The sequence below is a fragment of the Bradyrhizobium sp. AZCC 1578 genome, from assembly GCF_036924675.1.
GTDB lineage: Bacteria > Pseudomonadota > Alphaproteobacteria > Rhizobiales > Xanthobacteraceae > Bradyrhizobium.
Window position 1 is genome coordinate 5,300,362 of sequence record NZ_JAZHRZ010000001.1, and the last position, 24,519, is coordinate 5,324,880.

Here is a 24,519-nt window from a genome sequence, read left to right on the forward strand (position 1 = left end):
TGTCAGCGATTGAGTGACAGGGTCGGCGCAATGGTTGCGGAGTCGTCGTTTTGCAGATCACTGACCAGCACATAACCGCCAAACAGGATGACGGCCAGCAAGCCATAGACAAGACAGGAACGCCGTCCGGATCTCTGACCGCTCATTTCGCTGCAATCCGTGTCTTGGCGAACCGGCCGCTCAGCTCTTTGTGGCCGTCTTGGAGAGTTCGGCTTCCACGCCGGCTGCGCAGGCCCTGGCGAATGAATAGTCCATGCTCGTGGAGGCAACGGTCTTGACGTATTCGCTGATGACGTTGTCCTTTGAATAGGGGCCCGCCGCCTTGAACTTGGCGACGGCGCCGTCGGCCGCCGTGAACTGCGCGACGCAGATCGGGACCAGGACAGACATCCGGCCGTTGCTCTCTGCCGTGGCGCTCATGGTCTTGGCAGTGCCGCCGGTGACCCAGCCGCCCCACATGAATCCGATCGCCATCGCCGCAACACCGCCGAACGCGATACCCTGGAGAAAACGGGTCCGCGCCTCACCTTGCAAAATGTCGGGCATTCTCATGATGGTCTCCTTTGTTGTTGTTTGCGCGCACGAGCGCGTTCGCAGCCGCAGGACGCCGCTTGCGTCCGCGCTTGGCAAAAACATTCAGCCTATTGAGATTGCGCCTTCCGATGGCACGCAAGCTGCCGCTACGAGGACGAGCGCGACTTCGGACGTCACCGCTTCATGGACAGCTTCAAGGCGAACAACTGTACCTTGTCGTTCAACGGTAGACCCTTGTCGTGATGCTGTACAGCACGTTCTTGGTCTCTAGTCAGAAGGTCGTAAGTGTTTCGTTTCAGAAATTTGCGGCGACCAGATCGTAAGAGCCGCGGCTGCCACGGACGTAAACCTTCGCAGCCGCCGCGCATATCACATCACGGTTGCAATCGAACGCGTCCAGTAAGCCGGACTCGTCGGGGCGGGCATCTGGTTGAATTCGCCTCAATGCGCCTTCGTCGATGAAGAATGACGCTTCCAGCGCGCTATCGTGTCCCCAAAACCGCACGGCTCGCCGGGTTTGGTCATATGAACGGCTATGATTTGGAAATTCGATCATGGGTTGCCACCGTTCAGATTATCAGCCGCCGCGTCTCACCAACTCTCTCACGACCTCTGTCGAGGCCTGATTCAATGGCCTCGAGACCCGCCCATCGAAGCGACGTGCGTTTGGTCAATGTCGTTGACGAGATTTGGCGTAGGCTAAGCTTCGCGCTGCCGTAAGGGCGATGCTGAAGCAATACGATGGCGCTGGGATTCAGATGGCTGCTCAATGCCGCATTACAAGCCTTGCCAGCCGGCCCCAGAAAACAAACTGCGATTCTCCTCGCTATTGGGCAGATCGTCCCTATATGCAAGACATCACCGCGCGCCTCCCAGGCTACTATCGGTGACGGAGAGCGTTGCGCTCCCGCCTCAACCAAAAGGGCGGTCATATGCCAAAATTCCCCCCATTCAATCTTCGTGAGTGGTTGGTACCCCCGGTATTGATGCCGATCTTTCTAGTGCTGCTGGTCGCCGCTGCGATGGTTATTCAATGGTGATCCGGCGTAGCGCGGTTACGCCGCAGGACCGGCCGTCTCCGAGCAAACAAACCCGATCGGCGCTTGCCTGCGATCTGGACGCAGGGGCGGTGATCGCCCTCGACGAGGCTCGCGGGATGCCGCCGGGGGATGAGCGCACCGAGGCGATTCACAAAGCAACAATCCTTCGGAATGCCGTCGAGATTCACGAACTTCTCTCCGGCAAGCGCGACGGGCCGGCGGTATGACGGCAGCGTTGGCGTGAAACCCATCCCACGAGCCGGCTACCGCTGGCGGTGGGCGCATTCCGCTTGCTGCGAGCTTATTCGGTTGGCGGCGACTTTATTGCGTCATTGTTGAGCCAACGGGGGATCATATAGACAACGAGATGCTTGTCCCAGGTCGACCGCCTGTTCCAGTCGATGGCCGTCCCCGCGAGCGCCCTATGATGACCCCTGATCATCCATGCATTCCCGCCGTAGTTCTCGTTGTCGAGGACGAGATGATGCTCCGCATGCGTGCGATCGACATCGTGGAAGCCGCGGGATACATGCCACTCGAGGCGATGGACGCCGCCGGGGCCGTCGCCGTCCTGAAATCCAGGTCCGACGTCGTGCTGATGTGCACCGACATCTAGATGCCTGGCCAAATGGACGGCATAGGGCTTGCCCATGCCGTGCATGATCGTTGGCCGACAATTGAAATCATCGTGGTATCGGGGCAATTGAACCTGTCTGACCTCGATCTTCCGCCCCGCAGCAGATTTTTCAGCAAGCCGCTCAATGCCAGGGAAGTGACAGTCGGAATGCGTGACATGATCGGCCATGCCTGAAGAGACAAAATGCAACGGCTACCGCTAGTGCAGTGAAAAGGCCGCCTCAGTTGGCCGTCTTTTTCGTATGTCGCCAAATGGCCCTGAGCTGAAGGAGCTCGAAGTCTCCCGCACGTCCGCTGTGACGGCTAGACCGGACCTCTCATCGCACCGCTTCCTACCGCCGCTTGTGACCCAACTCGGAAGTCGCCGGAGCGTGAGGTGTTGCTTACGACGGGGCGTGAATGACATAATCGGAAGCCAACCGTTCTCTGATGACATCGGGAGGAAGCCATGCTCGCATTCGGACGAGTCTTGTTGGTGGCGCTGTTGGCGATGGCTCCAACTCAGGTGTTCGCAGGTCCCGAGGAGGAAGCGGACGCTTTGTTTGCCCGCTGGAAAGCTGCTTACGACGCCAACGATAATGTCGCCGTCGCTAAGCTGTATGCGACCGACGCGATCCTACATGGCACCAGGAGCAGAGATCTAACGTTGGGGCGTGAGGCAATTGCGCAATACTTTACCGTGGTCGTCGGCACCGGCAACAAGGTCGAGTTCGTGGAGAAGCAGCTGAGGCTGATCAATCCCACAACCATACTGGCAGTCGGCTTCAACGATTTCATGCGCAACCGCGAGGGCAAACTCGTGCCAGAGCCAGCACGCTTCACAATGGTTCTTGTCAAAGAGGGTAACGACTGGGTCATAGCCCATCATCACTCGTCATTGCGCCCACCGCCTAAGCAGTGAAGTTCGGCTCTTGGCCCCGAGCCGAAGAGGCACGAGATGCCGCGTAGGTCTGCTGCCACGGGTAGATCGGACTTGCCTACTCATAACCCCGACCGCCGCTGCTGATCCGAACCTGACGTCGGCCGCTCGCCGATCAATGTCACAGCCTAGGCTGCAAGAAGGCACCGATGCGCTCGATCGCTGCACGTGCTTCTGGCAGGATGCGCGCGAACATATGCCAGACGTGGAACATGCGCGGCCACAACTCGAGTTCGACATCGCAGCCGGCTGCTCGCAAGCGCTTGGCCATTCGCACCGCATCATCGCGCAGTGCCTCATCGCTGGCGGCAAGAACCAGAGTCGACGGCAGGCCCACCGGATCGCCATAGAGTGGAGAGGCATAGGGCGAGCGCGGATCCGTATTGCCGAGATAAAGCTCAACCGCCTTCGGCATCAGCTCAACCGGCACCATCGGATCGGAAGAACCGTAATCGGTGACCGATTGGCCCGTCAGGGCGAGATCGGTCCACGGCGAGACCACGACGGCAGCGGCCGGCAAGGATGATCCCTCATCGCGCAAACGCATCATGCTCGCCAGCGCAAGCCCGCCGCCGGAAGACTCCCCGACAAACGCCACGTGACGCGGTTCGGCGCGCTGCGAGATGAGCCATCGATAGGCGGCCGTCACATCCTCGACCGCCGCTGGAAACGAATGCTCGGGCGCAAGCCGGTAGTCGATGCATAACACCCGCGCGCCGGTCACGTCGGCGATGCGCCAGTTAAAATCGCGAAACAGTGCCGGAAAGCCGAGCAGATAGGCGCCACCGTGAAGGTGGACGACGTATCGGTTTGGAAGCGAGCGGGGCGTCGCGATCCGCTCGGCTTTGACGCCGCCGGCGTCAACTACAACCAGCTCGGTCCCGCGCGGTACGCGCGGCACGAGCTGCGCGAAGCGGGCCACCTGTCGACGGGCATCCTCGATCTGAATGTCCGATTGCAACCGTGGCCGCATGAACCAAGGCAGACAGAAGCGGACAAGCTCGGCGCGCAAACTCATTTGCTCAAGCCAACAAAGTGGACGCGTAGCCGGAGGCGATTTGTGACAGTCCCTGCGTCGTAGCCCGAAACGGGAGGCTCGCGTCAGATAGCGCGCGGGCCCTGTTTCCGAACCTTGCACGCCGGCGTTGCCGTTAGCCGGCAATTCGCTGCTGCCGTCTTACCCGACGATCTGGAACGCGTCAGCCGCACGCAACACGGTGCCGTCCTCCCAGTGGCGTCCGATCAGCATCATCCCAACAGGGAGCCCCGCCGACATGCCTGCAGGAACCGTGGCCGCAGGATGGCCAGTGACGTCGAACGGGCAAGTGTTGGAAATCATCTCGAGTGCCCGCGCAACGTAGTCCTCGCGGCTCGCGTCCGGGGCCGGGAGTAGCGTGGCCTTCAAAGGTAACGTCGGCATGAGCAGGAGATCGACGCCTTTGAGTTGCTCATCGTAGGCGGCGCGGAGCACGCGCGCGAGGTTTTGGGCCTTCGCGTAGTAGCGGCCCTGATAATTGTCCTGCATGTACTGGCCGAGCAGGACGACGAGTTTGACGGTCTCCGAAAGGTCGTTGGCGCGCACCCGCCGGCTCCGGCCGTAGAAGTCCAGCAGCGAAGTCGTGTAGTGCCCTTTCCAGTTGGTTCCCATGCTGTTGCCCGCGACCATCAGCGCCGTGGCGCCCTCGACGGCGATAGCGTTCCAAATATGGATGCCATCGCGGTGGAGAGGGATCGATACCTCGCTCACGGCTCCCCCCGCTCGCGTCAAGCGCTGTGCCGCCTCGCGTACCATGGTGTCGACATCGGGCTCGGAATTGGGCCAGCCAAACCCCTCCTTAACGATCCCGATCCGCAGGCCGCGGGCGTCTCCGGTGAGCTGCTTGCCATACGCTTCCGTGCGCAGTCCCGCCGGTTGGCGCGGGTCGAGGCCATCGGCGCCGGCGAGCACCTCGAGAAGCCGGGCGGCATCGCCGGCGGTACGGGCAATGGGTCCGGTATGATCAAGTGTTAATTCAATCGGGAAGACACCTGTGTAGGGCACAAGCCCGTGGGTGGGCTTGTGGCCAACCGCTCCGCAGAAAGAGCTGGGAATTCGGATCGACCCTCCCTGGTCGCCCCCGATGGCCATGTCGCACTCGCCGGCGACGACGAGCGCCGCGCTGCCGCTGGAGGAGCCTCCGGCAGATCGCTTCGGATCGTGCGGATTGAGTACGGGCCCAGTGTCGGAGGTATGGCTACCGCCCGAGAAGCAAAGATGCTCGCACACGGCCTTGCCGACGACCTCCCCACCGGCGTCGAGGATGCGGGTCACAATGGTCGCGTCCACGTCAGGGACGTAACCCTCCAGCACGTTGGAACCGTTCATCATCGGGATGCCGGCAACGCACACATTGTCTTTGATGGCGATTTTCTTGCCCGCGAGAGGCCCCGAAGTTGCGCCTTTGATCGAGCACCTCCAGTACCAAGCGTTGAGCCGATTGTCCGAGGCACCTGGACGGAACCCCGCGTCCCGCGGGTACTTCACCGCCAATGTCGGCTCCGCGAACTGGTCCAATCGACGGTACGACGCGAGCACACCGTCCATGAGGTTGCGGAACGACGTCAGATCGTCGCGGCTGAGAGCCAAGTTGTAAGATTTGGCGATGCGCTCCAATTCAGGCAGCGGTGGCTTGCGCAGAATCCGCGGCGCCGTCGCGGTCGGGGGTGGCGGTTGCGTACCCGCCTCGGCGGCCGCACGAACGGGCGTTGTCGCCGCGGCGACAACGGTTGCTGCTGCGCCGGCCGCGCCGGCATGAAGGAACCGACGACGCGAATAGTCTGGCGAGGCTCTCATAGCACATCCTCCCTCGACCAATGGGCTGACTTCTCAAATCCACCGCTCGCCCTAAAGTGTAGGGGCCGTCTGGTGGTCGGTAGCCGCGACGGTCGCCAAGCGGGGCCGCCGACGCTGCGGCCGGCGTGCCAAGCTGCAACGTCACAATGAGCTCTTGCATCCGGACAGGGCTGAGGCGCAGCAGCCGCATGAGGTCGGAACGTGAGGCGGCCGAGCAGATCGGTAACTAAGGCCTCTACTAGATGCCTCCAGCATCCTCGCGCGGACTGCGGAGCGACGCGCCGTCCAGCAGGCAGATTATCGTGCAGCCACCGGCGATCTTCAAGAGCTTGCATCTTTCCCGGTCTGCGCTCGTCAGCCACGTCGCGGGCACCTCGACCTTCGCGACACACGCACAGTCGAGCCACGCGCGCGATGTCCAGGCGTCTTTGACGCCGACGGGCTCTCAGAATGTCTGCTTATTGGGGTAGACCGGAAGTGATCGGCAGAGGGCCAAACCGTCGCTTCTGACCCAAAGCGGTCTTTGCGCGAACGCCCGAAACGGACATCATTGCCGTCATGATTTGCGCTTGTGGACGGTCGCCGCACCTGACGTCGCCCATTGGCTAAAGACCCGGCGTGTCTTTTCGTTCATAGGAAAGAAGCTCTCGATGCGCATTTCCTGCAAGGTAGGGTCTTGAGGCATGCCGAGGATCGTCAGGGTCGTGAACAGTTCGAGCGAGACCTGGCCTTTCGCGAACCGCATCGGCAGTATCGGCACGGCTACGGTCTCGGCGGATGATGGCATTGTAAGACTTTCCTGGACTCCCGGATAGCTCAGCAACCGGTCGCGCAGGGCCGCAGTCTCCCTTGTCGCGTCGGCAGCGGCGTCGGCCTCAACGCTTCGCACAAAGTAAGCCACGACTTCCTGCCAATTCGTCAGGTAAGGTCGCAACACGTCGGGCGCGACCAGCGCGTCGGCAAGATTGACTGCGGCGCCGGGTGTGAGCGGGCCCACCAGAAACTCCACCATCGCGACGGTGCCCTTGTTGGCTTGAAGCAGATTCCAGCGGCGGTCCACGACAACGGCAGGGTACGGCTCCTGCTGCTCCAGCATAAAATTCAACGCCTGCCGGACAGGAGCAAGCGTCTCGGCATCAAAGGGAGTATCCGACCAGATGGGCGCAAATCCTGCGGACAGGAGCAGATCGTTCGACTGCCGGAACGAAAGCCCGAGCGCGGCCGACAGGCGTCGCATCATCTCCCGGCTGGGCTGAGTCCGCCCGAGTTCGAGGAAGCTGATGTGGCGCTGCGAGCAGTTCGCCGCCGCAGCAAGCTGCAGCTGCGACAAGCCGCGCCATTTCCGAAGGCTGGCGAGCCGTGCCGGAAAGCTCGATTTCTTGTCCATGACTACCTGGCATGTAGTTGATTGCAGTCACCTGTGCCGCGATAGTGCCTGCGAGGTCTGTTCGCGACAAGTGTCACCGGCGAGAGGACAACAATTGAAAGCTGCGTTCGCCGGATCGTTTGCCGTGCGTTTGATCGAGCCCGTTCGCAAGCGGCTGACAATTCCCTGCGAGATCGTCTCGGGCGATGAGGCCGGCATCCTCGATCAACTCGGCGACGCTGACGTTCTGGTTTCCATGGCCTTTACAAGAGAGATGGCAGCAGCCGGCAACATGCTGCGGCTCGTGCAGGTGCCGGGGGCCGGCCTGGATCGTATCGACCGTTCCCAGCTTCGCGCAGGCTTGGCGCTTGCCAATGCGTTCGGCCACGAGGCAGGTATCGCCGAATACATCGTCGGCGCAATGATCGCGCTCACACGCTCTTTCCACCGCCTCGACCAGAAACTCAGGGCGGGAGAATGGGAGAGCCAGTGGTCGGTTGGCACGCCGGCACCTCCGCTGTGGCCGGAGCTGGCGGGAAAGACCCTGGGCATCCTGGGGTTTGGCCATATAGGCGAGGCGCTGGCGCGACGCGCGCATGCCTTCGACATGAAGGTGTGCGCAGTCCGGCGGCACGCACAAGCGGGCCCACCGCACGGATTGATGTTCGTAGGCGGGCCGGAACGGCTCGACGAACTGCTCGGTCGATCCGATTATCTCGCGATTACCCTGTCGCTCTCGGCTGAAACGCGCGGTCTGATCGATGCCCGCCGGCTCCGCCTCATGAAGCCGTCGGCTTATCTGATCAACGTGGCGCGCGCGGAGATCGTCGAAGAGCAGACGCTCTACGATGCGCTTGCGGGAGGTCGTCTCGCCGGTGCCGCGCTCGATGTCTGGTACCGCTACCCGACAAGCGCGGGGAGCACGGCGCCCGCGACGGCCCCGTTCCATGGATTGAGCAATGTCATCATGACCCCGCATGTGTCCGGATGGACCGAGGGCATGCTCAAGGCGCGCGCCGGTGTGATCGTCGAAAATATCGCTCGGACGGCGCGCGGCGAGGCCCCGGTCAATGCCATCGCGCTCGCTGATTGATCGCTGCATGGAGCAGATTTCAAAACATTGGTGGGCGCGGCTGCCGTTCTATTATGGCTGGCTCATCGTCGGCATCGCGTTCGTGACGATGGCCATCGGCGTGACGGGACGCACGGCATTCTCCCTGCTTCTGCCGCCATTGATCGACGAGTTCAAATGGGACCGCGGCCTTGCGGCCGGCGCTTTCTCTTTCGGCTTTCTTTTCTCGGCGGTCGTGAGCCCGTTCGTCGGGCGGGTGGTTGACACCCGCGGTCCCCGGATCGTCATCTGGACTGGCGTCGCCTTCATGTCGGCCGGCCTGCTGCTGGCGCCATACGTGACGAGCCCGTGGCAGCTTTATGCCACGCTTGGCGTGGCGGTCAGCGGCGGCGCCAACATGATGACCTACACCGTGCATTCTCAGTTTCTGCCGCATTGGTTCGTGCGCCGGCGCGCACTCGCCATCAGCATCGCGTTCGCGGGCGCCGGTGTCGGGTCTGTTCTCCTGCTGCCCTGGCTGCAGACCATCATTCTCACCGAAGGATGGCGCGCATCCTGTGTCGCAATGGGATGGCTTGTGCTGTTCGGAATTGCACCGCTCACGTTTTTCGTAAAGAAAAATCCTGCCGACGTGGGACAAAGTCCGGACGGCGATCGCGCTTCGTCGGACACGGCGGGCAAGCGGTTTGCCGCAGTGATCATCCATGGGGAGTGGGCGGCAACCGAATGGACGCTTCGCCGAGCGTTGCGCACCGCTCGGTTCTGGTGGATCGCGGTCGGTTACTTTCTGGCGCTGATTGCGTGGTATGCCGTGCAGGTGCATCAGACGAAGTATCTCGTCGAAATCGGCTTCTCGCCGCTGGTTGCGGCCTGGGCGCTTGGCGCTGTCAGCGTCATTGCCATTCCCGGCCAGATTCTGCTCGGGGCCTTGTCGGATCGCATCGGCCGCGAGTGGATATGGACGGCGGGGTGCCTCGGATTTGCAGTGTCATACGCGGCGCTACTTGGCCTGGAGTATTGGCAGTCGACCGTGCTCCTCTATTCCATGGTCCTCGCGCAAGGATTTTTCGGATATGCCCTGACCTCCGTCATGGGACCGATCGTGGCGGAGATCTTCGAGGGACCGCATTACGGTTCGATCTTCGGCACCCTCACCATCGGCCTGATCGGCGGCGGTGCCGCAGGACCGTGGCTGGCCGGCGCCATTCATGATGCAACCGGCAGCTATCGGCTGGCCTTTTTCTTGATCATCGGCTTTTGCCTCGTGTCTGTCGCGGCGATCTGGATTGCTGCGCCACGCAAGATCCGCCCTGTTTCCGGACAGATCCCGCAGTCATGATGCGGGAAGGTATGTCCGCTTCGGAGCGCTAGAAATCAATCGGCGCTCGTCTTCTGTTGGCACTTTTGAGACATGCCCGCCTATCCTGAGAATCCGTTCACCGGGGTAGACCGGAAGTCGCCGTGGTCCGGCCCAACCGACGCGAATGACCCAAAGCGGCTCCTAGCGACTTGAGTGTAGCAAGCGCCTTTTGTATTTTGCACCGATGCAGAACGAAGCCAGCAACATCTTGCAATTCCTTGCGTTGTCCGAGCGGCTGAAACGCGAATTGCGACACAGCTGGTTATCCGACGGGCGCCGGGAAAGCGTGGCTGAACACACATGGCAAATGGCGCTCATTGCTCTCCTTGCGTATCGACATCTTGAGCAGCAAGTTGAAATTGGGCGAGTTCTCAAGATGATCCTCGTTCACGACTTGGTAGAGGCAATTGCGGGTGACGTGCCGTACTTTGAGGAGGGAACCCGAAAGGAGCTGAAAGTGCAGCGGGAGCTCGCCGCGATCGAAGAAATTCGAACCAAGGTGCCTGGTGAGACAGGTCAAGAATTGTTCGATTTGTGGCATGAATTTGAGGCTCGCACGACGCTAGAGGCGAAATTCTCTGCCGCATTGGATCACCTCGAAGTTCAAATCCAACACAACTTGGCCGACATCAAAACGTGGGAGCCTATCGAGTACGACCTAGTTTACACGAAGATGCACGATCGCTGCTCATACGACCCTTTTTTGGCGGCACTTTGCGCGGCTGTCAGGTCTCAAGCTGAAAGCAAGATGGTATCGTCCGGCATAGACCTGGCGTTGATCAAAAGGCGAATTGGCATCGAATAGCCGGACGTCCGAATCTGGCACCTTTGAGACATGCCGAAGCAGGCCCAGGATGTCTGTTTATCGGTGTTGACCGGAAGTGATCTGCCGGCAGTCAGAATGACGCGATTGACCGTGCGCCCCAAGGGCGCGAGCTACCAGTGAGGGAGGGTCTCACCCGGATAATTGTCGATTGGTCCGGAAGCTGGCAGGCGGCTCGGCCGGGTAACTGGCTGGGTCGGAGCCCTGCGACGAAGGCGGCCTTGGGCTGCTGAGCGATTCGATGGGCCGTAACAAAGTGAAGCCCGAGCAGGCCTCGAAAGTTCGAATGCGGATGCCGACCCTCCGGTCATTTGGGGAAGGCCGCACGCGTGGGGAAGTAATCGACACGCGCACCCACGCGATCCGCCGGGGTAGTGGGCACGGCACGTCGGAAGGGTGGTTCGCAGTTACAGGGGGAGACCCGTCGCGGACGAGGGTAGCGGCCTCAGCATCGCAATAGGCGGTGGTCACGGCGGGAGTCGGACGGGGCAATAGGAGCGTTGATGCCGGGAAATGCCGGTGGAGCAAAGGGCCCCGACTTCTGGTGCGCTTTTGAAGATGGTGAGGTGAAGGTGATTGGTGATGAGCCTGACAACGCCTGATAAGATCCGGAACCTTCAGAGAAAGCTCTACTGCAAGGCGAAGGCGGAGCCCACTTTCCGCTTCTATCTGCTCTACGACAAGATCTGTCGCGAGGACATCCTGCTCCACGCCTATCGTCTCGCTCGCGTCAATGCGGGTGCAGCGGGTGTAGATGGGATGACGTTTTCTCGCATCGAGGAGCAGCGGAACTGGTCTCGAAGACGTACCGACCTGATCCGGTGCGGCGGGTGATGATCCCCAAAGCGAACGGTGGCGAGCGTCCGCTCGGCATTCCAACCATTCGTGATCGTGTGATTCAGACTGCCGCCAAGATCGTGATCGAACCCATCTTCGAGGCTGACTTCGAGGACAATGCCTACGGCTACCGGCCCGCTCGCGGGGCGGTGGACGCGGTCAAGGAAGTGCACCGGCATTTATGCCGGGGCTACGCTGACGTAGTTGATGCTGATTTGTCCAAGTTCTTCGATACGATCCCGCATTCCGAGCTGACAAAGTCAGTAGCCCGGCGTGTCGTGGATCGAAACGTCCTGCGCCTCATCAAGATGTGGCTGAGGGCGCCGATCGAGGAACGGGACGCGGACGACACCCGGCACATGAGTGGTGGCAAGCGAAACACGCGCGGCACACCGCAAGGCGGCGTCGCAAGTCCATTGCTGGCCAACATCTACATGAACCGGTTCCTGAAGCATTGGCGTTTGACTGGCTGCGGCGACACGTTCCAGGCTCACGTCGTCTCCTATGCCGACGACTTCGTTATCCTCAGCCGCGGTCGCGCGGCGGAGGCCTTAGCGTGGACGAAGGCGGTGATGACCAAGCTCGGGTTGACGATCAACGAGGCGAAAACTTCGCTGAGAAGCGCCCGACAGGAACGCTTCGACTTCCTCGGCTACTCGTTCGGCGCACATTGGTTTGAGGCGAACGGGAAGTGGTATCTGGGTGCAAGCCCGTCCAAGAAGAGTGTGCAACGGTTCAAGACAAGAGTCGGCGATCTGCTGGTGCCGAGCAACACCGATCCATGGCCGGAAGTACGTGACAAGCTGAACAGATCACTGCGCGGCTGGTCCAACTACTTTGGCTACGGCTCGCGGGGCAAGGCATACCGTAGTGTCGATCAATACGTCTTTGAACGATTGCGCAGGTTCCTCGCGCGAAGGCACAAGGTGCAAGGGCGCGGCAATCGCCGATTTACATTCGATGTCATTCATCGAGAACTCGGCGTTGTGTGCCTCCAACGCCTGCCCCGAGCGGCCCCGTCGTGTGCCTTGCGGTGAAGCCAGTCGGAAAGCCGGATGCCGGAAATCGGCTCGTCCGGTTTGATGAGCGGGGATGGGAAACGGGGCGATGGCCAAAGGCCCCCAAGCTACCGCGCCCATCCTCGACTCTATCACAACGGAAGTCTCGTGGCCAAAAGGACTCGTTGACTCGGAGCAAACATTTAGCGGGGTTGAGCGCGCCACCGAATGGATCGCTGCCGATCGGCCTTGCGCCGAGAGCCAAGCAGGCAGACTCTCACGCTCGGCGTTCGGCTCACTCGGAAGATTGGGTAAAGTCACCGCCAACGACTATCGACCTTCCTCTGAGAGCATGAGTAACGGCAATCCGCAAGGAGGCGAAAATGTCGAGAGATCGTAGAGAGTTCATGAAACTCGCCGGTGCCACGGCGGCAGTGGTGGGCACGGCGACACCGGCCGCCGCCCAGATGAGCGGGCAGTTCAAGTCTATCAAGGCGTTGGCATTTGATGCCTACGGCACACTGTTCGACGTCTTCTCAGTTACGGCGTTGTGCGAGCAGTTGTTCCCTGGCAAGGGCAACCAGCTGGCGCAAATCTGGCGGTTCAAGCAGTTGCAATACAGCCTAATGCGCAGCCTCATGGGCCGCCATCGCGACTTCTGGGGCCTGACCGAGGACGGGTTGGTCTGGGCGAGCAAGAATCTCCAGCTCGACCTGACGGCCGACAAGAAGAAACAGCTGATGGATGCTTATTTGAGCCTCGCGGCCTTCCCGGACGTGAAGCCGGGCCTCGATGCACTGAAGAAACAGGGGATCAAGCTTGCGATCCTGTCCAACGGTGAGCCCAGAATGCTCGAGGCGGCCGCGAAAAGCGCAGGCATCCGCGATCTGCTCGACGAAATCATCAGCGTCGAGGAGGTGAAGATCTTCAAGGTCAGCCCGCGCGTCTACAACCTCGCGCCCGAGCGCATGAAGGTAAGCAACCCCGAACTCGGCTTCGTCACGGCGAATAACTGGGACGCTGTCGCCGCCGCGTCGGCCGGACTGCGGACATTTTGGATTCAGCGCAGTACCGTCGAGGTTCCCGAGGAATTGGGATTCCAGGTTGATACAATCGTCAAGGCGATCACCGATCTAGCGCCGCTGCTGCGCGGCTGAGCACTGGTAGGCCATCGCTCAAGAGGACTATAGGGCCCGTACTCAACGAGCGGTTCTCGAGATCGGCCGTGCTAACGGAGAGTGCCGAATGCCCGGGTTTGGCCCAACCCGGACCCACGCCCCGCTATTGGGGGGGACAAGCGGACATCAATTCTGCCTCATCTGACCGCCTCGGTCTGCTGGCATTCCCGTTCACCCCGCGAGCCTGATCCGGCTTGCCGGTGCAACCTTCCTGATCCTTGGCGTCGTCCTGATACGGACGTAGCCGCAGAAGTTGATGCGGCCGTAGTCTCTATGGCGTAACCTTGAAACGCCAGCGTCATCACACCAGCCAGCCAACGGCGCCTTGTGAGAGGTCCAGCGATGCCCGCAGATCATGATACGCGCCCTATGGGTCGAACCGGCATCGATGTGCTGCCCTTGGGCATCGGCACGAACAAGTGGCGGCGTGCCGATCGTGGGGCCGTGTTGGAAATCTACAGGACCATTCATGATGCCGGCCCGTGCATGATCGACACGGCTGAGATCTATTTCTCGGAGCGCATCGTGGGTGACTGCCTGCGCGCCGGTCCCACCCGCGCGGTGATAGCATCAAAGTTTCTTCCCTTTCCGGGCCGAACCTCTCCGCGACGCCTGATAAGCGCGCTTGACGGTTCGCTCGCGCGCTTGGGCCTCAAGACAATCGATCTCTACTATGTCCATTATCCGCTGCCCTTCATCGACGTGGGAGTGTTCGCCGAAGGCCTCGTCGAAGCGGTGAAGTCCGGCAAGGCACGCGCGGTCGGCGTGGCAAATTTCAATGCGGACCAGATGCGCCGCATCGCCGATCACCTCGCAAGGGCAGGCGTTCCGCTCGCCGCCAATCAGGTCAACTACAGCCTGCTCCGACGAGCGGCGGAAACGAATGGCGTGCTCGAAGCCTGCCGTGAGCTCGATGTGGCACTGGTGGCGTATTTTCCCCTTGCGTCCGGCCGCCTCACGCAGCCGTCGGACAGCATGGGCACGAAAGCGCTGCTGACGTGTCTCGCCGATATTGCCCGCGCGCACGACGCCAGCATCGGCCAGGTCGCCCTGAACTGGCTGTTGGCGCGCGACAGTCACGTGATTCCCATCCCCGGCGCGACCAAGCCTCATCACGCCAGGACCAATCTCGATGCACTCGGTTGGCGCTTGGGTGAGACCGAATTCGACGCGATCGACCGAGCCTCAGCAAAGAGTGGAACATGAATCCGGCGCACATCAAACCCCTCATCTCCATCTCTGACCTCGACAAGATCGACGTCCGCGTCGGGACCATTCTCGCTGTCGAGGACGTGGCACATTCGGAGAGGCTCGTACGGCTGCGTGTCGATTTCGGCGACCACGCGCGCTCGATTCTCGTCGGCATGAAAAAGTAGTGGCCATATCCAAAGGTGTAGATCGGCGTCTGGTTTGCCCCTTTGGCGTCCAATATTGACCCCACTATGGATCGATTAACTGACTGAGGCCGCGTCCGAAAAAGATTGCCGCGACCGGGGTCAAGGTTGGACGCCGAAAGGCGTCAATGTTCGGAGCCGGAACGCAATCCAGCTTTGGGGCATCGCTTTCGCCTATCGTTTCCTTTTGCGCCTGGCGCTGCTTGATGCCAGCCTGACGGATTGGGGCGCCGCGCACCTCAGCATCGTACTTGCCAGCCTCGCTACCCCACGCGTGCCAGCCGTGGCGCGTCTCACGCGAGAAGATGTCGGCGCGCCGCCAACCCGGCGTGCGATCCGCGATCATCTGATAAAGCTCATCCGGCTTGCGGCTGTGCTGGCGCGCGATGCCGTCAAAGATCGATGGAAACGTGATCAGTGGCGGCTTTCCGATGGTGCCGATCAGGACCTGCTCGTGCATTGATCGCGTCCAAAATCCGCAACCCATACGCAGCTTCCCGCGCCTCGTGACCTTGCGCCAGACGATGTTACTTTTATACCTGACACGCCACGCTTCAAGGCAGGCGAGCGCGTCCGGCAGCATAGGTATGGTGGCCCAACACATCACGATGGCGTCATCCTGGCAGAGATCGCGGACAGGAAGCGCCTTGATCGCGTCGAGCGGCATCACGGTGTAATGTGCCTGAGCCGACTTGCCTTGTCCGGCACGCGAGTAGGTTTGAAATTCCCACGGCGGATCAATCAGCACGAGCCGGAATGAACGCGGCAACAACGGCTCGAAAAGCCAGGGAGTGATCGACACGGTACACCTCACGATCCTGCCCCAACGAAATATCCACGCTGGCCACATCGCTCGGCCGAAGACCGGCAGCTCGCAATGCGAATGCTCCTGGCAACGCCTGTGAGCGCCTGTCCCGCCCTGGCAGCTTTATTGCGCCCGGCTTGTCGTTTTCCGCAAGGTATATGACATCGCGTTCCTTGAACACGGCCGCGATCTCTTGGGTCCAGACGGCGGCGACACCATGTTGCCGCGCATCGGCACCAATTCGAGTTCATCGTCAATCTGAAGACGGCCAAGGCGCTCGGGATTGAACTGCCGCGGGCACTCCTCGCCATCGCCGACGAGGTGATCGAATGACCGCTTGTGGCCCAACTCGGACCTCCGGTGAGGTCCGCTATCAGGGGTACAGCGGACCTCATCGCCTAATCTGCGGCGCAGGTTATGAGTACAGTCGACAGCCACAGCGCGTTAACTTTTGTTGTAGAGCGGGCTGCCCGCTGCTGCGATTTCAGCGGTGGCCCTTTGTGGGTGAAGGGCTGGTCTCCAGGGGCCTCAGCTTCGACGCCCCAAGCTGGGGCCCTTAGTGCTAGAGGGCAGCTGAAAGGCCCACACGGGGACGAGGGAGTTCTTCCCGTGCTGGCCTTACCACGGGAAGGGGCACTTGAAAGGCTCACACGGAAACGGGGGACGAGGGAGTTCTTCCCGTGGTTTCTTTATCACGGGAGGGCCTTTTGTTATGTCAACAGGCCCGCGCACGCATTGCCATTCCCTGCAAACGGCTGCTTGTTCACCTAACTGGGTGACGCACACACCAGCTTGCCTGGCGCATTTGGGAGCCCACCCGGCCGGGCACGATGGAGCCTCGAACCAGGGTTTGCCGTCGAAAATACTGAGCGGGAAAACTGTCCAACACTCACGGAGAAGTTTGATAACCTGCGCCTGCGCTGATGAACTAGTAAAACTCGTGCCAATCAGAATTAACAGCAGTGGTGCCGCCAGAACGGGAGCGAAATTCATCGCGTCCTCCTTCTCTTTGCGGTCGCGGCTTCACACTACTACCTCAGCGATCAGAGAAAAGGCAGTACGACGGACATAGCTCGAGATTATCCAGCTCGGGTCGATTAGAATCATCAATGGTCCGGCCGCGGCCTGTCATTGGCTTAGCACCGGATATTCGAAGGCAACGACTTCTGGATCGTTTCCACGAACCAGGTTTCACCGGTGTCCTTGGCGGCGAACATCTTGATGTGTTGGCATCACCGACCCGCTTTGCTGGTATCATCAGCGGTGATGTAGCCGCTTGTAAAAGGTTGCTTCGCAATTACAGTGTGCATTGTGAATTGCGTGCGATTGATTTTCGCATTCCTAGACTCTTCCAAATGCTATCGACTTCCTATTCCGTCGGTGAACGTCGATGACAACCTCGTCCAGTACGTGCTGGGCTACCAGACGTCCGATCCAGCCAATGCGATGCTTCTTTTCGGATTGACAGCTATTCCGGCCGGCGCGCTCGTCACCACCTCCGTCGCGGCCGATGGCTCCGGCACGATCGACGACTGGACCATCGTGCTGGTCAAAAAGTAAGCGCGCACGTCGTCGATTTCGATCCGATGCCAGATAGGCTGGGCAGGAACTTTCCCTCGCTCCCATTCGGGAATAAGCGTGCGGTCCGGGACAGTCTCGATATCTAAACAAATGATCTTGTCGTGTTCCATAGTTTTAGGCGGGGCTCTTTTTTGATGAGTGGACCTTGTTCACCGTCTTCATTCGAGGAGTGACTTACAAAGGACGCTGGTGAGATGATCAACCGGGAGGTCCTCATGACACGGATAGTATCCCTAACGAGCCTTATGGCTTTGTTCTCAAGGGTGGGGATTATGCAGTCGAGGCGTTTGATGGGAGTGGCTGTCATTGCTGCAACGTGCATGTGCTTTCATCCCTATGCGCACGCCTATTCACTCTGGTCTACAAGCGCTGTAGGCTGCGTACCAGTGAGCGCGTCAGGTCTTCTTGTCACCGCTGGTGCTGTTACCGCCACGGTTGGCAATACTGTCACGCTCTATTGCGGGGGGCCCACCTCGATAGGTCGTCCCGTTACCCATATCGAAATAAGCTATAAGGGCGGCGGGACCCCCGAACCTACGGAAGCCCGAGACACACAGGCGGCGGCGCGTCTGGATCAATTTTTCAGGGGGATTGCGACAGCTGAGTTCATCGAAGTATCGAAGGAAACAGGAGCTGAAACATCAAAGTGCGCAGTCCAGTCCAACGGTTCGTTTCAGATCGCGACCGATGCAGGGAAATGCAGCGAAACCGGATCGATACCGAATATTGATAAAAATTTCTACTACGTGCGAATTATGGTGAAATCCGGCCTCTTCGCGGGACAAGACATGAGCGTCTACGCGTATCGCTTAGTTGGCAGCCGACGGCTTCTCCCTGAACGGCCGCCGCGATCTCATGGTCCTCTGCCTCCCGCGCGGCTATGAGATCGGCACGCGCGGCAGCCTACATCGCGAAGGCTTTGTAGATCGGGAACCACCATCGTTCGGAGTCGAAAGCGCGATTCCCGTTGGCAATGCCATACGCGCGGATTGAAACAAACAGAATACAAGCGTGATGGCAGCCAGCAAGCCAAAACCATCAAGCTGCCCTTGAATGTCGGGCCTAAACAGAGTGTCGCAACTTGAGAAGTGCTGCACGCCAGAAGCTTTTCGGCTTCTGAAAATCAGAAATGACAATTGACTTGTCGGGCAAATCAGTTGTTTATAGGGAGCCTGCTGATTTTCAGGAGGCTTCTTTATGTCCGATCAATCTTCCGAGCTTATAGAGATCTCGAAGCTCAACGGCGATTTCAGAAGAAATTACGGCAGGCTGATCGGCGCTTATCTCTATCTGCGATCTGTCAGCGCCGCGCGCGGCCGTTCCTTGTTTTGGGCCGGTCTCGCTTCCTTCGTTTGTTCTTTAGCGTTGGCTTGGTTGGCGCGACGTGGTTGGCCAATATGAACCTCGCTTTGATCTCTGCAATCAGCTCGTCCACCGTCTCAACGCGAACCGCCCTGTGGCGGGCCAAAGAGCTGTCGGAAAGCGTTAGATACCTCGGACAGCCCGACGCGGCCACGAGCACATAGTCTTGAATCTCCACATTGGGGGCATTTAATCGCGGGATAACGAGCATTTCGTCATCGGGCTTCGGCCGGTGGACTCGCCATTGCGCGGCATGCTTTGCGCCCCTCTTGGCCAACTGGCGAACGACCTGAAATCGGATCTTTCGTCGTCGGCTCAGTGACAGACTTGGGCCATCTGTTATGTCCACCTGAATGCCAAGATCGCTTCTCAATTCTTCAGCAACCCGCGCTGCAAGGCTTGAGAGAACATCGGACCAATGTTGTCGCGCATCATACCAAGCGCAGTCGCGTGAGGCTTTGTAGCCAATGAGCGCATAGGCTTTTCTTATCGAGCCAAAGTGCTTCACGTAACTTTGGGTAGAGGGAAGTCCGGCCGTATTGCGGATGATGCCGTCGCTGAGCTTTCCCTTGCGAGCAAGCGTGAGCCGTAGCCGCCGCAACATATCGTCCTCGGAGAGAACAACGTACCGCTCGGCCATAATTTTCTGGGCACGTGCGAAGAGGTTTCGGTCAACTATCGGTTCCACCGCCGCTGTGTTCCGAATCCAAATGTGATGAGGATTTCTTGTAAGCTTCTGCCCAAGACGGCGAGACGTGCGGTTGTAGACGAGATTGCCAACATAGTTCTCGTTCTTGAGAATGGCATGGACCATGATGTCGGTCCAAGGACGGCCATGCTGATTGGCGATGTTCGCTCGATTGAGCTTTCTTGCAATGTCAATGTTCGTTTTTCGCTCGACAACGAATTGCTGAAATATCCATCTGACGACCGCGACTTCTTCTTCAGACCCTGGCCGGAGCCGCACACGGTCCGTTTTCAGGGCCTTGCATTCCCCCTTCGCCAGCCTGCCTTTCGAACGCTGCTTCTCATCCACCATCTCCCTGTAGAGTCCGAACGTGAGCGGGCCACCAACGCGATAGCCGAGGCCCGCTATCCGGCAGTGACCGGCGTGCACCTTGACGCCAAGCTCTCGGCTATACTCAGCCGCCATGACACGTTTGATGTTCTTGACGATACTCGACAGGAGACTTCCATCGTTGTCGAACTGTTCAGCGCAATAGGCAACCTTGACGCCGCTTCGCTTGCAGACAAACTCGTAATGCGCGCTCTCATCGACGTCCTGGAAGCGTCCCCACCGGCTGACGTCGTAAACCAGCACGTGATCGAAGTCCGCGTTTCCTGATTGAACATCTTCGATCAATTCGATCAGGCCCGCCCGCCCGTTGATCCTCACTCCGCTGCGTCCTTCGTCGACGTACGTCCGAACGATGGTGAGGTTGCGTTGCTGAGCGTATGCCGCGATGGCGGCAGCCTGATTCTGGATCGAATACCGCTGAAGATCAGTCGACATTCGAACGTACTGTGCCGCGCGAAGAGCCTTCTGGGTCTTTGCCAGTTGCGTATTTCGGCGGATGACGAGCGCATTGACCATATGCATCAATGCTCCAATGCCGCAGCAGCGAAGCTGCCGCGGTATCCCGAGATCGATTCCTCACATGACTCTGTCCGCTGAAATTACATCATGAGACTTTTGTGATGTAGCAGCGGCAAACCTTGCATGACCCACCGTCTTTAGTCGGCGAGTGCCATCCCAAGAAACATAAGATTGTTCTGATCATCGTTTTCTCCCCAGCCCGGAGCATCCAACCGCAACTAGCGGTGGAGGGCAAGGGGCATACCCCCAAAGTGCACAGGTGGAGTCAGCCTTTGGACTTAGCCTTTAGCCCCAGCTCTACAAACCGGCGGATGGCTTCGGAAAGATCGATCTTCAACGACATTCAACGCATAGCGGAGAAGGCGTCTTCGTGATGCTGTTGAAGGCCCGCCGGTTCACGCTGGCGGGCTTCCTTCATGGACCTTCGACGACGGACCGCAGCCGCTACATGCGCTTGCCGGACCAACTCGCGCAATAATTCCAAATCGCGGAGTTCAGTCAGAAGATTTGCGGACAGGGTAGAGTAGTCGTCAATACGTTGCTGAAGAGAAGGCATTTTAAAGAAACCCTCACTAACTATTACTCATACTTCATTGTGAAGAGGGGGGACGGCGGCTTCAACAGGATTCGTCTAATTTGAGAGCCACATCCGGAGTCTTACGGGCGCTTCAATTTGTGGGCAGAGCCTTTGCGAAGAGGCCGCTAGCTCAGGGCAGCTTCTTTCATTCGCGGCACAGGCAGGTGGTTCGCGCGGCCTGCCCTTTGTCAGCGGCCGTACAGACGATAGGTCCGATTGAGGTCTAGTCTGCTCACCCCCGGCTACTTCCCCAAGCCGGGGGTTTCTCCAAGCGCTGGCGGCCCCGGTGCGTTGCGTATTGCCGGGGCCGCTACAGCGACCCGAGCACCTGCCAGACAATAGCCAGCACCAGTATCACCAGCATGGCGTAAGCGGTCCTACGGCCAATGCGGTTCACTTTAGTAGACCCGGCGATGCCGCCGATAGCCCGCGGGCTCTTGCGAACTCGCGAAATATGGATTGATGACGCACTGTGCCGATCGGCCCGATGCCGACGCGTTGCATTGGGGCAGCGACGTGTAGCTGCATTCGTAATAGATGGTCCGGTCGTACAGGCGCAGGCAAACCGGATAAGCCGGATCGTACATCTGGGCAGTCGCCGGAGAGACCATCCCGATCGTCAAAATCGCCAAGGCCAGAATGCGCATCAGAGCCTCCTTCTGCATTCAGCCCAAGGAGTGCCAGCCTCACTCTTTAGCTGATAATCTCCTTGACCTTGATGCCCCGCAAGGCCTCGATGCAATCAGCTACCAAATGCAAGAACTCATGCCGCTTTATGCTTTTCACCTGACGCCCTTCCATATTGATGAGAATGAACCTCGCCATTTCGTGGGCGACTTCAAATTGCGATTTGCCGATAACCTCAACATCGATCCTTTCAGCCATTTCGCTCTCCGCTAGTTGGAATTGGAAAGCAGCAGCCTGTGGCGAACACCTTGATGTGCTCGGGATCGCCAACCTGCTTGCTGGTGTCGATGTAGACAAAGACGGTCATTGGTCTCTCTTCAGTTTGCGCCTGCCCCAGTGATGACTTTTGCGATCGGCGTTGAAGACCCGCTCGACGTGACGATTTAACGCCCGCATGACGCCGATACGGGCCAGCATCGTCGGCCCGCCGCTCTCCGCAACCAAGATTAGCGCCTCCATCGCCGCCTGCCATTCCGGCGCTGAGTGCTCGGCCTTCGGCAGATCCATGATGTAGGTAGCGGCATCCTTCAACGTGAGGAGCCGCCGACCATCGGGAAGCGGTATTGGATCCTCAAACGAGGCGGACCAAGGCAATAAATCTACTCGGGCAATGATCTTGGGTGTTCCATCTTGTCCAAGACTATCGGTAGCGGCTTGTCATCTTGTTCTTGTTTTGTACTATCGCCAAATGACGACCGATCGTGAAATCGAGACCCTGTTCAGGCGGCTTCGCCTTTACGACCAGCTCAGGCGCCGGGCCGAGGGGCTTATTCGAAAAATCCAGAGAGAGATTTGAGGAAGCGCTATGGGACTACGGCACGTGCGTTCCGAAATCGAGCACATGCGCGTCCAGGTCGGAAGGCAGCGCAGGGAGATCCTGCAGCTTCAGCGCGCCGGCATCGCCACAGCGGCGGCTGAGCTCTTGCTCGGCAGGATGCTGGCGAAGATTGAAGGTCTTTGCGCAGAGCGGGACCGGCTCAGGAAGGAGCAGGGCGGACCGACGATAGGTCGCGTGCTCGGTGGCCGGAGCTGGTGATGCCAGAGCGGCTCAAATGGTACGACGAGAAGGCGGACAACTCGCCATGGATCAGGGCGCTTGCTGAAGTGCGCCAGCGGGCTGCGCGTGAAGGCTACTGTTATCAGCACGTCCAGGCGATCACGGTCGCGATCGATCAGTACGCGGAGAAGGCATTAGGCAACCGCGACTACTTCCTCAACAAGCCCTACAGCATCGGCGGGCCTAGGAAAGCCGGTGACGCGCCGTAACCTGCTCCAGAACGACGCGCCCATTTTCGCCAAGAATCGGACCCAGCCCGAGTTCGCCATTTCGGGGTGGCCGCAGTGGCGAGGGGCCCGGCGTCCGTCGTCCGGAATCGTCGCGCGCCGGGCCGCCTAGTGCGCCGACGCATAGGAGGCGGGATTGCGTTAAATCCGTTCCCCGTGCCCTCGCTGGCGATCCTGGACGGCATCGATGTGCCGGCGCCGGGGCGCTCGTGTTCGGGGCAGGGAAGGGCGGGCTACTCGGGTTGGTCAAAGTCCAAGCGGGGAGGTGGACGAGGCCACGCCCCAGGATCTCGCTACATGCCGTTCGGGCTAAACTTGGGACTGTCTAGCAAATTGCGATTAATCACCAGTCGAGGATCCGTGTCCTTCTGATGCATGAACGAGGCGCTGATCCCAGAAATCGTAGCAAAAGGGGACTTAGTGGAGTTTTGGATCAGATTTAACCACCCCATGAAAGTCGACGGCAAGTGTAATCGCCACGTCAAAGAGTGAAGGCGAACTGAGATTTCTGATCTCACATTTGTAGGCATGAGATCCCTGCGGCCATCCGGTCATCATTCCGGCATCACCGTACTTGATTGTTGATTGGCCGGCTTGGTGCGGAGTTTCGGGGGCTGACGACAATTGAACCACGGTGACGCGCCCTCCGGGAGGCAGCTTCGTCGGGAGGAAGTCCACGAAACAATCCGCGCGGACGTTCACGACGTTTGCGCGGTCTTTAGCCCATTGGATCAGCGCCGGAATTGCGATGAAGAGGACCGCGCCCATACCAGCTTGCTATTGCGAATGCGAAGGCCGCGGACGCAATGAAGTCTCCGAAATTATACATGAGGCTCTGCAAATACGGCCACTCGCTGGACCGCGGGCGCGTCTATTTCAGGTACGGGTACGAGTGCAGGCGTTGCCGAAAGTGTGACAAACTTCGTAATGCCAGAGCTGGCGTCCTCAGACCGGGAGACATAGCAAAAGCTTCGAGCGCGCTGCGGAACGGGGTGACAGTTAATCAGATCATTCACGGCATGCCGATGGGCGGAGGTCCTCGAAATCCATCTTTGATACTCGTCAACCCTGTGGCGTTTTACCGCTTTCGACGTGAGAACCCAGAGTTCAACGGGTTCGTGCTGGCCGCGATTGAAAAGAGGATCGGAAGAGCCAACAATCCTGTGCTAGCAGTGGCAGCCGGGACTTTCAGGTACGACTGGGATCAGGCCGACTATCAAATCATCCAGGCGATGGTGCCTGAAAATTTTCCGGACAGGGACGTCGTAGTCAACGACGTGATCGTATCCCTCCTCGAAGGAAGACTTGATCGCAACCAGATCAGCGCAAAGATCTACTACTACATCAGAGCCCAGAACCTCGCGTTCCCAACTAAATATCGCAAGTTCGGCAACAGTCCTCTTGAATCGCTGGATGAGGTCCTGTTCGAGGACGGGACCGCGACCCGGGGCGACACGGTCAGCCGCGGTCTTTGGGACTAGAACGCGCAGAGGCACCCCAGAGGGGCGGGGGATTTTAAGTAGGGCCGAAAGCGCTGATGAGCCCGATCACTATGGGGATGAGACCAGCGCAAATCCATAATGCGGGTGCACTGGAGCTTAGGCCGGCAATAAGGATCCAAAGACCGAAGCCGACG

General features: G+C 59.5%; 29 protein-coding genes. 16 read left to right on the top strand and 13 right to left on the bottom strand.

Features of this window, described 5'->3' with window-relative positions; genetic code table 11:
• Nucleotides 1-2: 2 nt before the first annotated feature.
• The 3 genes from V1290_RS25490 to V1290_RS25500 all read right to left on the bottom strand — a co-directional run bounded on the left by V1290_RS25490 (nucleotide 3) and on the right by V1290_RS25500 (nucleotide 1,090).
• The gene (locus V1290_RS25490) at nucleotides 3-146 is read right to left on the bottom strand and encodes a hypothetical protein (RefSeq protein ID WP_334366917.1); all 144 of its coding nucleotides are present in this window, start codon (nucleotides 144-146) and stop codon (nucleotides 3-5) included.
• Nucleotides 147-180: 34 nt separating this feature from the next.
• Nucleotides 181-552 (bottom strand): hypothetical protein, encoded by a 372-nt coding sequence (locus tag V1290_RS25495; protein ID WP_334366918.1) that lies wholly within the window; start codon nucleotides 550-552, stop codon nucleotides 181-183.
• A gap of 277 nt (nucleotides 553-829) precedes the next feature.
• Nucleotides 830-1,090, bottom strand: a complete 261-nt coding sequence (locus V1290_RS25500) for a DUF1488 domain-containing protein (RefSeq protein WP_213288566.1) — start codon at nucleotides 1,088-1,090, stop codon at nucleotides 830-832.
• 477 nt (nucleotides 1,091-1,567) lie between these two features.
• Here V1290_RS25500 and V1290_RS25505 point away from each other — a divergent pair, with 477 nt between their 5' ends.
• The 4 genes from V1290_RS25505 to V1290_RS25520 all read left to right on the top strand — a co-directional run bounded on the left by V1290_RS25505 (nucleotide 1,568) and on the right by V1290_RS25520 (nucleotide 3,111).
• Nucleotides 1,568-1,801, top strand: a complete 234-nt coding sequence (locus tag V1290_RS25505; RefSeq protein ID WP_334366919.1) for a hypothetical protein — start codon at nucleotides 1,568-1,570, stop codon at nucleotides 1,799-1,801.
• Nucleotides 1,802-1,998: 197 nt separating this feature from the next.
• Nucleotides 1,999-2,190, top strand: coding sequence for a hypothetical protein (locus tag V1290_RS25510; RefSeq protein ID WP_334366920.1), 192 nt, complete (start codon nucleotides 1,999-2,001; stop codon nucleotides 2,188-2,190).
• A 12-nt stretch (nucleotides 2,191-2,202) separates the two neighbouring features.
• The gene (locus V1290_RS25515; RefSeq protein ID WP_334366921.1) at nucleotides 2,203-2,385 is read left to right on the top strand and encodes a hypothetical protein; all 183 of its coding nucleotides are present in this window, start codon (nucleotides 2,203-2,205) and stop codon (nucleotides 2,383-2,385) included.
• A gap of 273 nt (nucleotides 2,386-2,658) precedes the next feature.
• Entirely contained in the window at nucleotides 2,659-3,111 is a 453-nt protein-coding gene (locus V1290_RS25520) for an SgcJ/EcaC family oxidoreductase (protein WP_334366922.1), read from the top strand.
• Nucleotides 3,112-3,250: 139 nt separating this feature from the next.
• Here the strand turns inward: V1290_RS25520 and V1290_RS25525 are convergent, their stop codons facing one another.
• The 3 genes from V1290_RS25525 to V1290_RS25535 form a co-directional block, all read right to left on the bottom strand.
• Entirely contained in the window at nucleotides 3,251-4,090 is an 840-nt protein-coding gene (locus tag V1290_RS25525) for an alpha/beta hydrolase (RefSeq protein WP_334366923.1), read from the bottom strand.
• A gap of 216 nt (nucleotides 4,091-4,306) precedes the next feature.
• Nucleotides 4,307-5,962: an amidase gene (locus tag V1290_RS25530; RefSeq protein ID WP_334366924.1), complete on the bottom strand. Its 1,656-nt coding sequence runs from the start codon at nucleotides 5,960-5,962 to the stop codon at nucleotides 4,307-4,309.
• Between the two features lie 556 nt (nucleotides 5,963-6,518).
• Complete coding sequence (locus V1290_RS25535; RefSeq protein ID WP_334366925.1) at nucleotides 6,519-7,349, bottom strand: helix-turn-helix domain-containing protein; 831 nt, start codon at nucleotides 7,347-7,349, stop codon at nucleotides 6,519-6,521.
• A gap of 94 nt (nucleotides 7,350-7,443) precedes the next feature.
• Here V1290_RS25535 and V1290_RS25540 point away from each other — a divergent pair, with 94 nt between their 5' ends.
• The 8 genes from V1290_RS25540 (at nucleotide 7,444) to V1290_RS25575 (ending at nucleotide 14,972) form a co-directional block, all read left to right on the top strand.
• Entirely contained in the window at nucleotides 7,444-8,421 is a 978-nt protein-coding gene (locus V1290_RS25540; RefSeq protein WP_334366926.1) for a 2-hydroxyacid dehydrogenase, read from the top strand.
• A 7-nt stretch (nucleotides 8,422-8,428) separates the two neighbouring features.
• Nucleotides 8,429-9,739 (top strand): MFS transporter, encoded by a 1,311-nt coding sequence (locus tag V1290_RS25545; RefSeq protein ID WP_334366927.1) that lies wholly within the window; start codon nucleotides 8,429-8,431, stop codon nucleotides 9,737-9,739.
• Between the two features lie 205 nt (nucleotides 9,740-9,944).
• A complete protein-coding gene (locus V1290_RS25550; protein ID WP_334366928.1) occupies nucleotides 9,945-10,565 on the top strand; it encodes an HD domain-containing protein in 621 nt (206 codons plus the stop codon).
• A gap of 600 nt (nucleotides 10,566-11,165) precedes the next feature.
• The gene (locus tag V1290_RS25555; RefSeq protein WP_334366929.1) at nucleotides 11,166-11,417 is read left to right on the top strand and encodes a hypothetical protein; all 252 of its coding nucleotides are present in this window, start codon (nucleotides 11,166-11,168) and stop codon (nucleotides 11,415-11,417) included.
• Nucleotides 11,417-12,457 (top strand): group II intron reverse transcriptase/maturase, encoded by a 1,041-nt coding sequence (ltrA, locus tag V1290_RS25560; RefSeq protein WP_334366930.1) that lies wholly within the window; start codon nucleotides 11,417-11,419, stop codon nucleotides 12,455-12,457. Before V1290_RS25555 ends, ltrA begins: the two co-directional genes overlap by 1 nt.
• Before the next feature lie 344 nt (nucleotides 12,458-12,801).
• Entirely contained in the window at nucleotides 12,802-13,575 is a 774-nt protein-coding gene (locus V1290_RS25565; RefSeq protein ID WP_334366931.1) for a haloacid dehalogenase type II, read from the top strand.
• A gap of 363 nt (nucleotides 13,576-13,938) precedes the next feature.
• Nucleotides 13,939-14,802: an aldo/keto reductase gene (locus V1290_RS25570; protein WP_334366932.1), complete on the top strand. Its 864-nt coding sequence runs from the start codon at nucleotides 13,939-13,941 to the stop codon at nucleotides 14,800-14,802.
• Nucleotides 14,799-14,972: a tRNA-binding protein gene (locus V1290_RS25575; protein WP_035726484.1), complete on the top strand. Its 174-nt coding sequence runs from the start codon at nucleotides 14,799-14,801 to the stop codon at nucleotides 14,970-14,972. The genes V1290_RS25570 and V1290_RS25575 overlap by 4 nt, the downstream gene beginning before the upstream one ends.
• Nucleotides 14,973-15,036: 64 nt before the next feature.
• Here the strand turns inward: V1290_RS25575 and V1290_RS25580 are convergent, their stop codons facing one another.
• Nucleotides 15,037-15,840, bottom strand: a complete 804-nt coding sequence (locus V1290_RS25580) for an MT-A70 family methyltransferase (protein ID WP_334366933.1) — start codon at nucleotides 15,838-15,840, stop codon at nucleotides 15,037-15,039.
• Nucleotides 15,728-15,976 carry a hypothetical protein gene (locus V1290_RS25585; protein WP_334369293.1) on the bottom strand — a complete coding sequence of 83 codons (249 nt, stop codon included), beginning with the start codon at nucleotides 15,974-15,976 and terminating at the stop codon, nucleotides 15,728-15,730. Before V1290_RS25585 ends, V1290_RS25580 begins: the two co-directional genes overlap by 113 nt.
• A gap of 1,199 nt (nucleotides 15,977-17,175) precedes the next feature.
• On the opposite strand from V1290_RS25585, the gene V1290_RS25590 reads away from it, so the two are divergent.
• Nucleotides 17,176-17,355 carry a hypothetical protein gene (locus tag V1290_RS25590; RefSeq protein ID WP_334366934.1) on the top strand — a complete coding sequence of 60 codons (180 nt, stop codon included), beginning with the start codon at nucleotides 17,176-17,178 and terminating at the stop codon, nucleotides 17,353-17,355.
• 1,321 nt (nucleotides 17,356-18,676) lie between these two features.
• On the opposite strand, the gene V1290_RS25595 is transcribed toward V1290_RS25590, so the two are convergent.
• From V1290_RS25595 to V1290_RS25610, 4 genes are all read right to left on the bottom strand, one after another.
• Entirely contained in the window at nucleotides 18,677-20,338 is a 1,662-nt protein-coding gene (locus tag V1290_RS25595; protein ID WP_334366935.1) for a recombinase family protein, read from the bottom strand.
• A gap of 972 nt (nucleotides 20,339-21,310) precedes the next feature.
• Entirely contained in the window at nucleotides 21,311-21,559 is a 249-nt protein-coding gene (locus tag V1290_RS25600; protein WP_334366936.1) for a DUF3551 domain-containing protein, read from the bottom strand.
• A gap of 46 nt (nucleotides 21,560-21,605) precedes the next feature.
• Entirely contained in the window at nucleotides 21,606-21,797 is a 192-nt protein-coding gene (locus V1290_RS25605) for a hypothetical protein (RefSeq protein ID WP_334366937.1), read from the bottom strand.
• A gap of 105 nt (nucleotides 21,798-21,902) precedes the next feature.
• Nucleotides 21,903-22,130, bottom strand: coding sequence for a hypothetical protein (locus V1290_RS25610; RefSeq protein ID WP_334366938.1), 228 nt, complete (start codon nucleotides 22,128-22,130; stop codon nucleotides 21,903-21,905).
• A gap of 274 nt (nucleotides 22,131-22,404) precedes the next feature.
• On the opposite strand from V1290_RS25610, the gene V1290_RS25615 reads away from it, so the two are divergent.
• Nucleotides 22,405-22,635 (top strand): hypothetical protein, encoded by a 231-nt coding sequence (locus V1290_RS25615; protein WP_334366939.1) that lies wholly within the window; start codon nucleotides 22,405-22,407, stop codon nucleotides 22,633-22,635.
• Nucleotides 22,635-22,865 carry a hypothetical protein gene (locus V1290_RS25620; protein ID WP_334366940.1) on the top strand — a complete coding sequence of 77 codons (231 nt, stop codon included), beginning with the start codon at nucleotides 22,635-22,637 and terminating at the stop codon, nucleotides 22,863-22,865. Before V1290_RS25615 ends, V1290_RS25620 begins: the two co-directional genes overlap by 1 nt.
• Before the next feature lie 435 nt (nucleotides 22,866-23,300).
• Here the strand turns inward: V1290_RS25620 and V1290_RS25625 are convergent, their stop codons facing one another.
• A complete protein-coding gene (locus V1290_RS25625; RefSeq protein WP_334366941.1) occupies nucleotides 23,301-23,651 on the bottom strand; it encodes a hypothetical protein in 351 nt (116 codons plus the stop codon).
• 59 nt (nucleotides 23,652-23,710) lie between these two features.
• Between V1290_RS25625 and V1290_RS25630 the strand changes: the two genes are divergently transcribed.
• Nucleotides 23,711-24,364: a hypothetical protein gene (locus V1290_RS25630; protein ID WP_334366942.1), complete on the top strand. Its 654-nt coding sequence runs from the start codon at nucleotides 23,711-23,713 to the stop codon at nucleotides 24,362-24,364.
• The last annotated feature ends 155 nt before the right edge of the window (nucleotides 24,365-24,519 follow it).

Excerpts from the sequence above, each read along its gene's own strand:
- V1290_RS25530 (WP_334366924.1), bottom strand. The coding sequence starts at position 5,962 with ATGAGAGCCTCGCCAGACTATTCGCGTCGTCGGTTCCTTCATGCCGGC.
- V1290_RS25550 (WP_334366928.1), top strand. The coding sequence starts at position 9,945 with ATGCAGAACGAAGCCAGCAACATCTTGCAATTCCTTGCGTTGTCCGAG.
- V1290_RS25545 (WP_334366927.1), top strand. The coding sequence starts at position 8,429 with ATGGAGCAGATTTCAAAACATTGGTGGGCGCGGCTGCCGTTCTATTAT.
- V1290_RS25535 (WP_334366925.1), bottom strand. The coding sequence starts at position 7,349 with ATGGACAAGAAATCGAGCTTTCCGGCACGGCTCGCCAGCCTTCGGAAA.
- V1290_RS25625 (WP_334366941.1), bottom strand. The coding sequence starts at position 23,651 with ATGGGCGCGGTCCTCTTCATCGCAATTCCGGCGCTGATCCAATGGGCT.
- V1290_RS25555 (WP_334366929.1), top strand. The coding sequence starts at position 11,166 with ATGAGCCTGACAACGCCTGATAAGATCCGGAACCTTCAGAGAAAGCTC.
- V1290_RS25490 (WP_334366917.1), bottom strand. The coding sequence starts at position 146 with ATGAGCGGTCAGAGATCCGGACGGCGTTCCTGTCTTGTCTATGGCTTG.
- V1290_RS25505 (WP_334366919.1), top strand. The coding sequence starts at position 1,568 with ATGGTGATCCGGCGTAGCGCGGTTACGCCGCAGGACCGGCCGTCTCCG.
- V1290_RS25500 (WP_213288566.1), bottom strand. The coding sequence starts at position 1,090 with ATGATCGAATTTCCAAATCATAGCCGTTCATATGACCAAACCCGGCGA.
- V1290_RS25515 (WP_334366921.1), top strand. The coding sequence starts at position 2,203 with ATGGACGGCATAGGGCTTGCCCATGCCGTGCATGATCGTTGGCCGACA.
- ltrA (WP_334366930.1), top strand. The coding sequence starts at position 11,417 with ATGATCCCCAAAGCGAACGGTGGCGAGCGTCCGCTCGGCATTCCAACC.
- V1290_RS25570 (WP_334366932.1), top strand. The coding sequence starts at position 13,939 with ATGCCCGCAGATCATGATACGCGCCCTATGGGTCGAACCGGCATCGAT.
- V1290_RS25495 (WP_334366918.1), bottom strand. The coding sequence starts at position 552 with ATGAGAATGCCCGACATTTTGCAAGGTGAGGCGCGGACCCGTTTTCTC.
- V1290_RS25595 (WP_334366935.1), bottom strand. The coding sequence starts at position 20,338 with ATGCATATGGTCAATGCGCTCGTCATCCGCCGAAATACGCAACTGGCA.
- V1290_RS25620 (WP_334366940.1), top strand. The coding sequence starts at position 22,635 with ATGCCAGAGCGGCTCAAATGGTACGACGAGAAGGCGGACAACTCGCCA.
- V1290_RS25630 (WP_334366942.1), top strand. The coding sequence starts at position 23,711 with ATGAGGCTCTGCAAATACGGCCACTCGCTGGACCGCGGGCGCGTCTAT.
- V1290_RS25520 (WP_334366922.1), top strand. The coding sequence starts at position 2,659 with ATGCTCGCATTCGGACGAGTCTTGTTGGTGGCGCTGTTGGCGATGGCT.
- V1290_RS25580 (WP_334366933.1), bottom strand. The coding sequence starts at position 15,840 with ATGTGGCCAGCGTGGATATTTCGTTGGGGCAGGATCGTGAGGTGTACC.
- V1290_RS25600 (WP_334366936.1), bottom strand. The coding sequence starts at position 21,559 with ATGCGCATTCTGGCCTTGGCGATTTTGACGATCGGGATGGTCTCTCCG.
- V1290_RS25565 (WP_334366931.1), top strand. The coding sequence starts at position 12,802 with ATGTCGAGAGATCGTAGAGAGTTCATGAAACTCGCCGGTGCCACGGCG.
- V1290_RS25510 (WP_334366920.1), top strand. The coding sequence starts at position 1,999 with ATGATGACCCCTGATCATCCATGCATTCCCGCCGTAGTTCTCGTTGTC.
- V1290_RS25615 (WP_334366939.1), top strand. The coding sequence starts at position 22,405 with ATGGGACTACGGCACGTGCGTTCCGAAATCGAGCACATGCGCGTCCAG.
- V1290_RS25575 (WP_035726484.1), top strand. The coding sequence starts at position 14,799 with ATGAATCCGGCGCACATCAAACCCCTCATCTCCATCTCTGACCTCGAC.
- V1290_RS25605 (WP_334366937.1), bottom strand. The coding sequence starts at position 21,797 with ATGGCTGAAAGGATCGATGTTGAGGTTATCGGCAAATCGCAATTTGAA.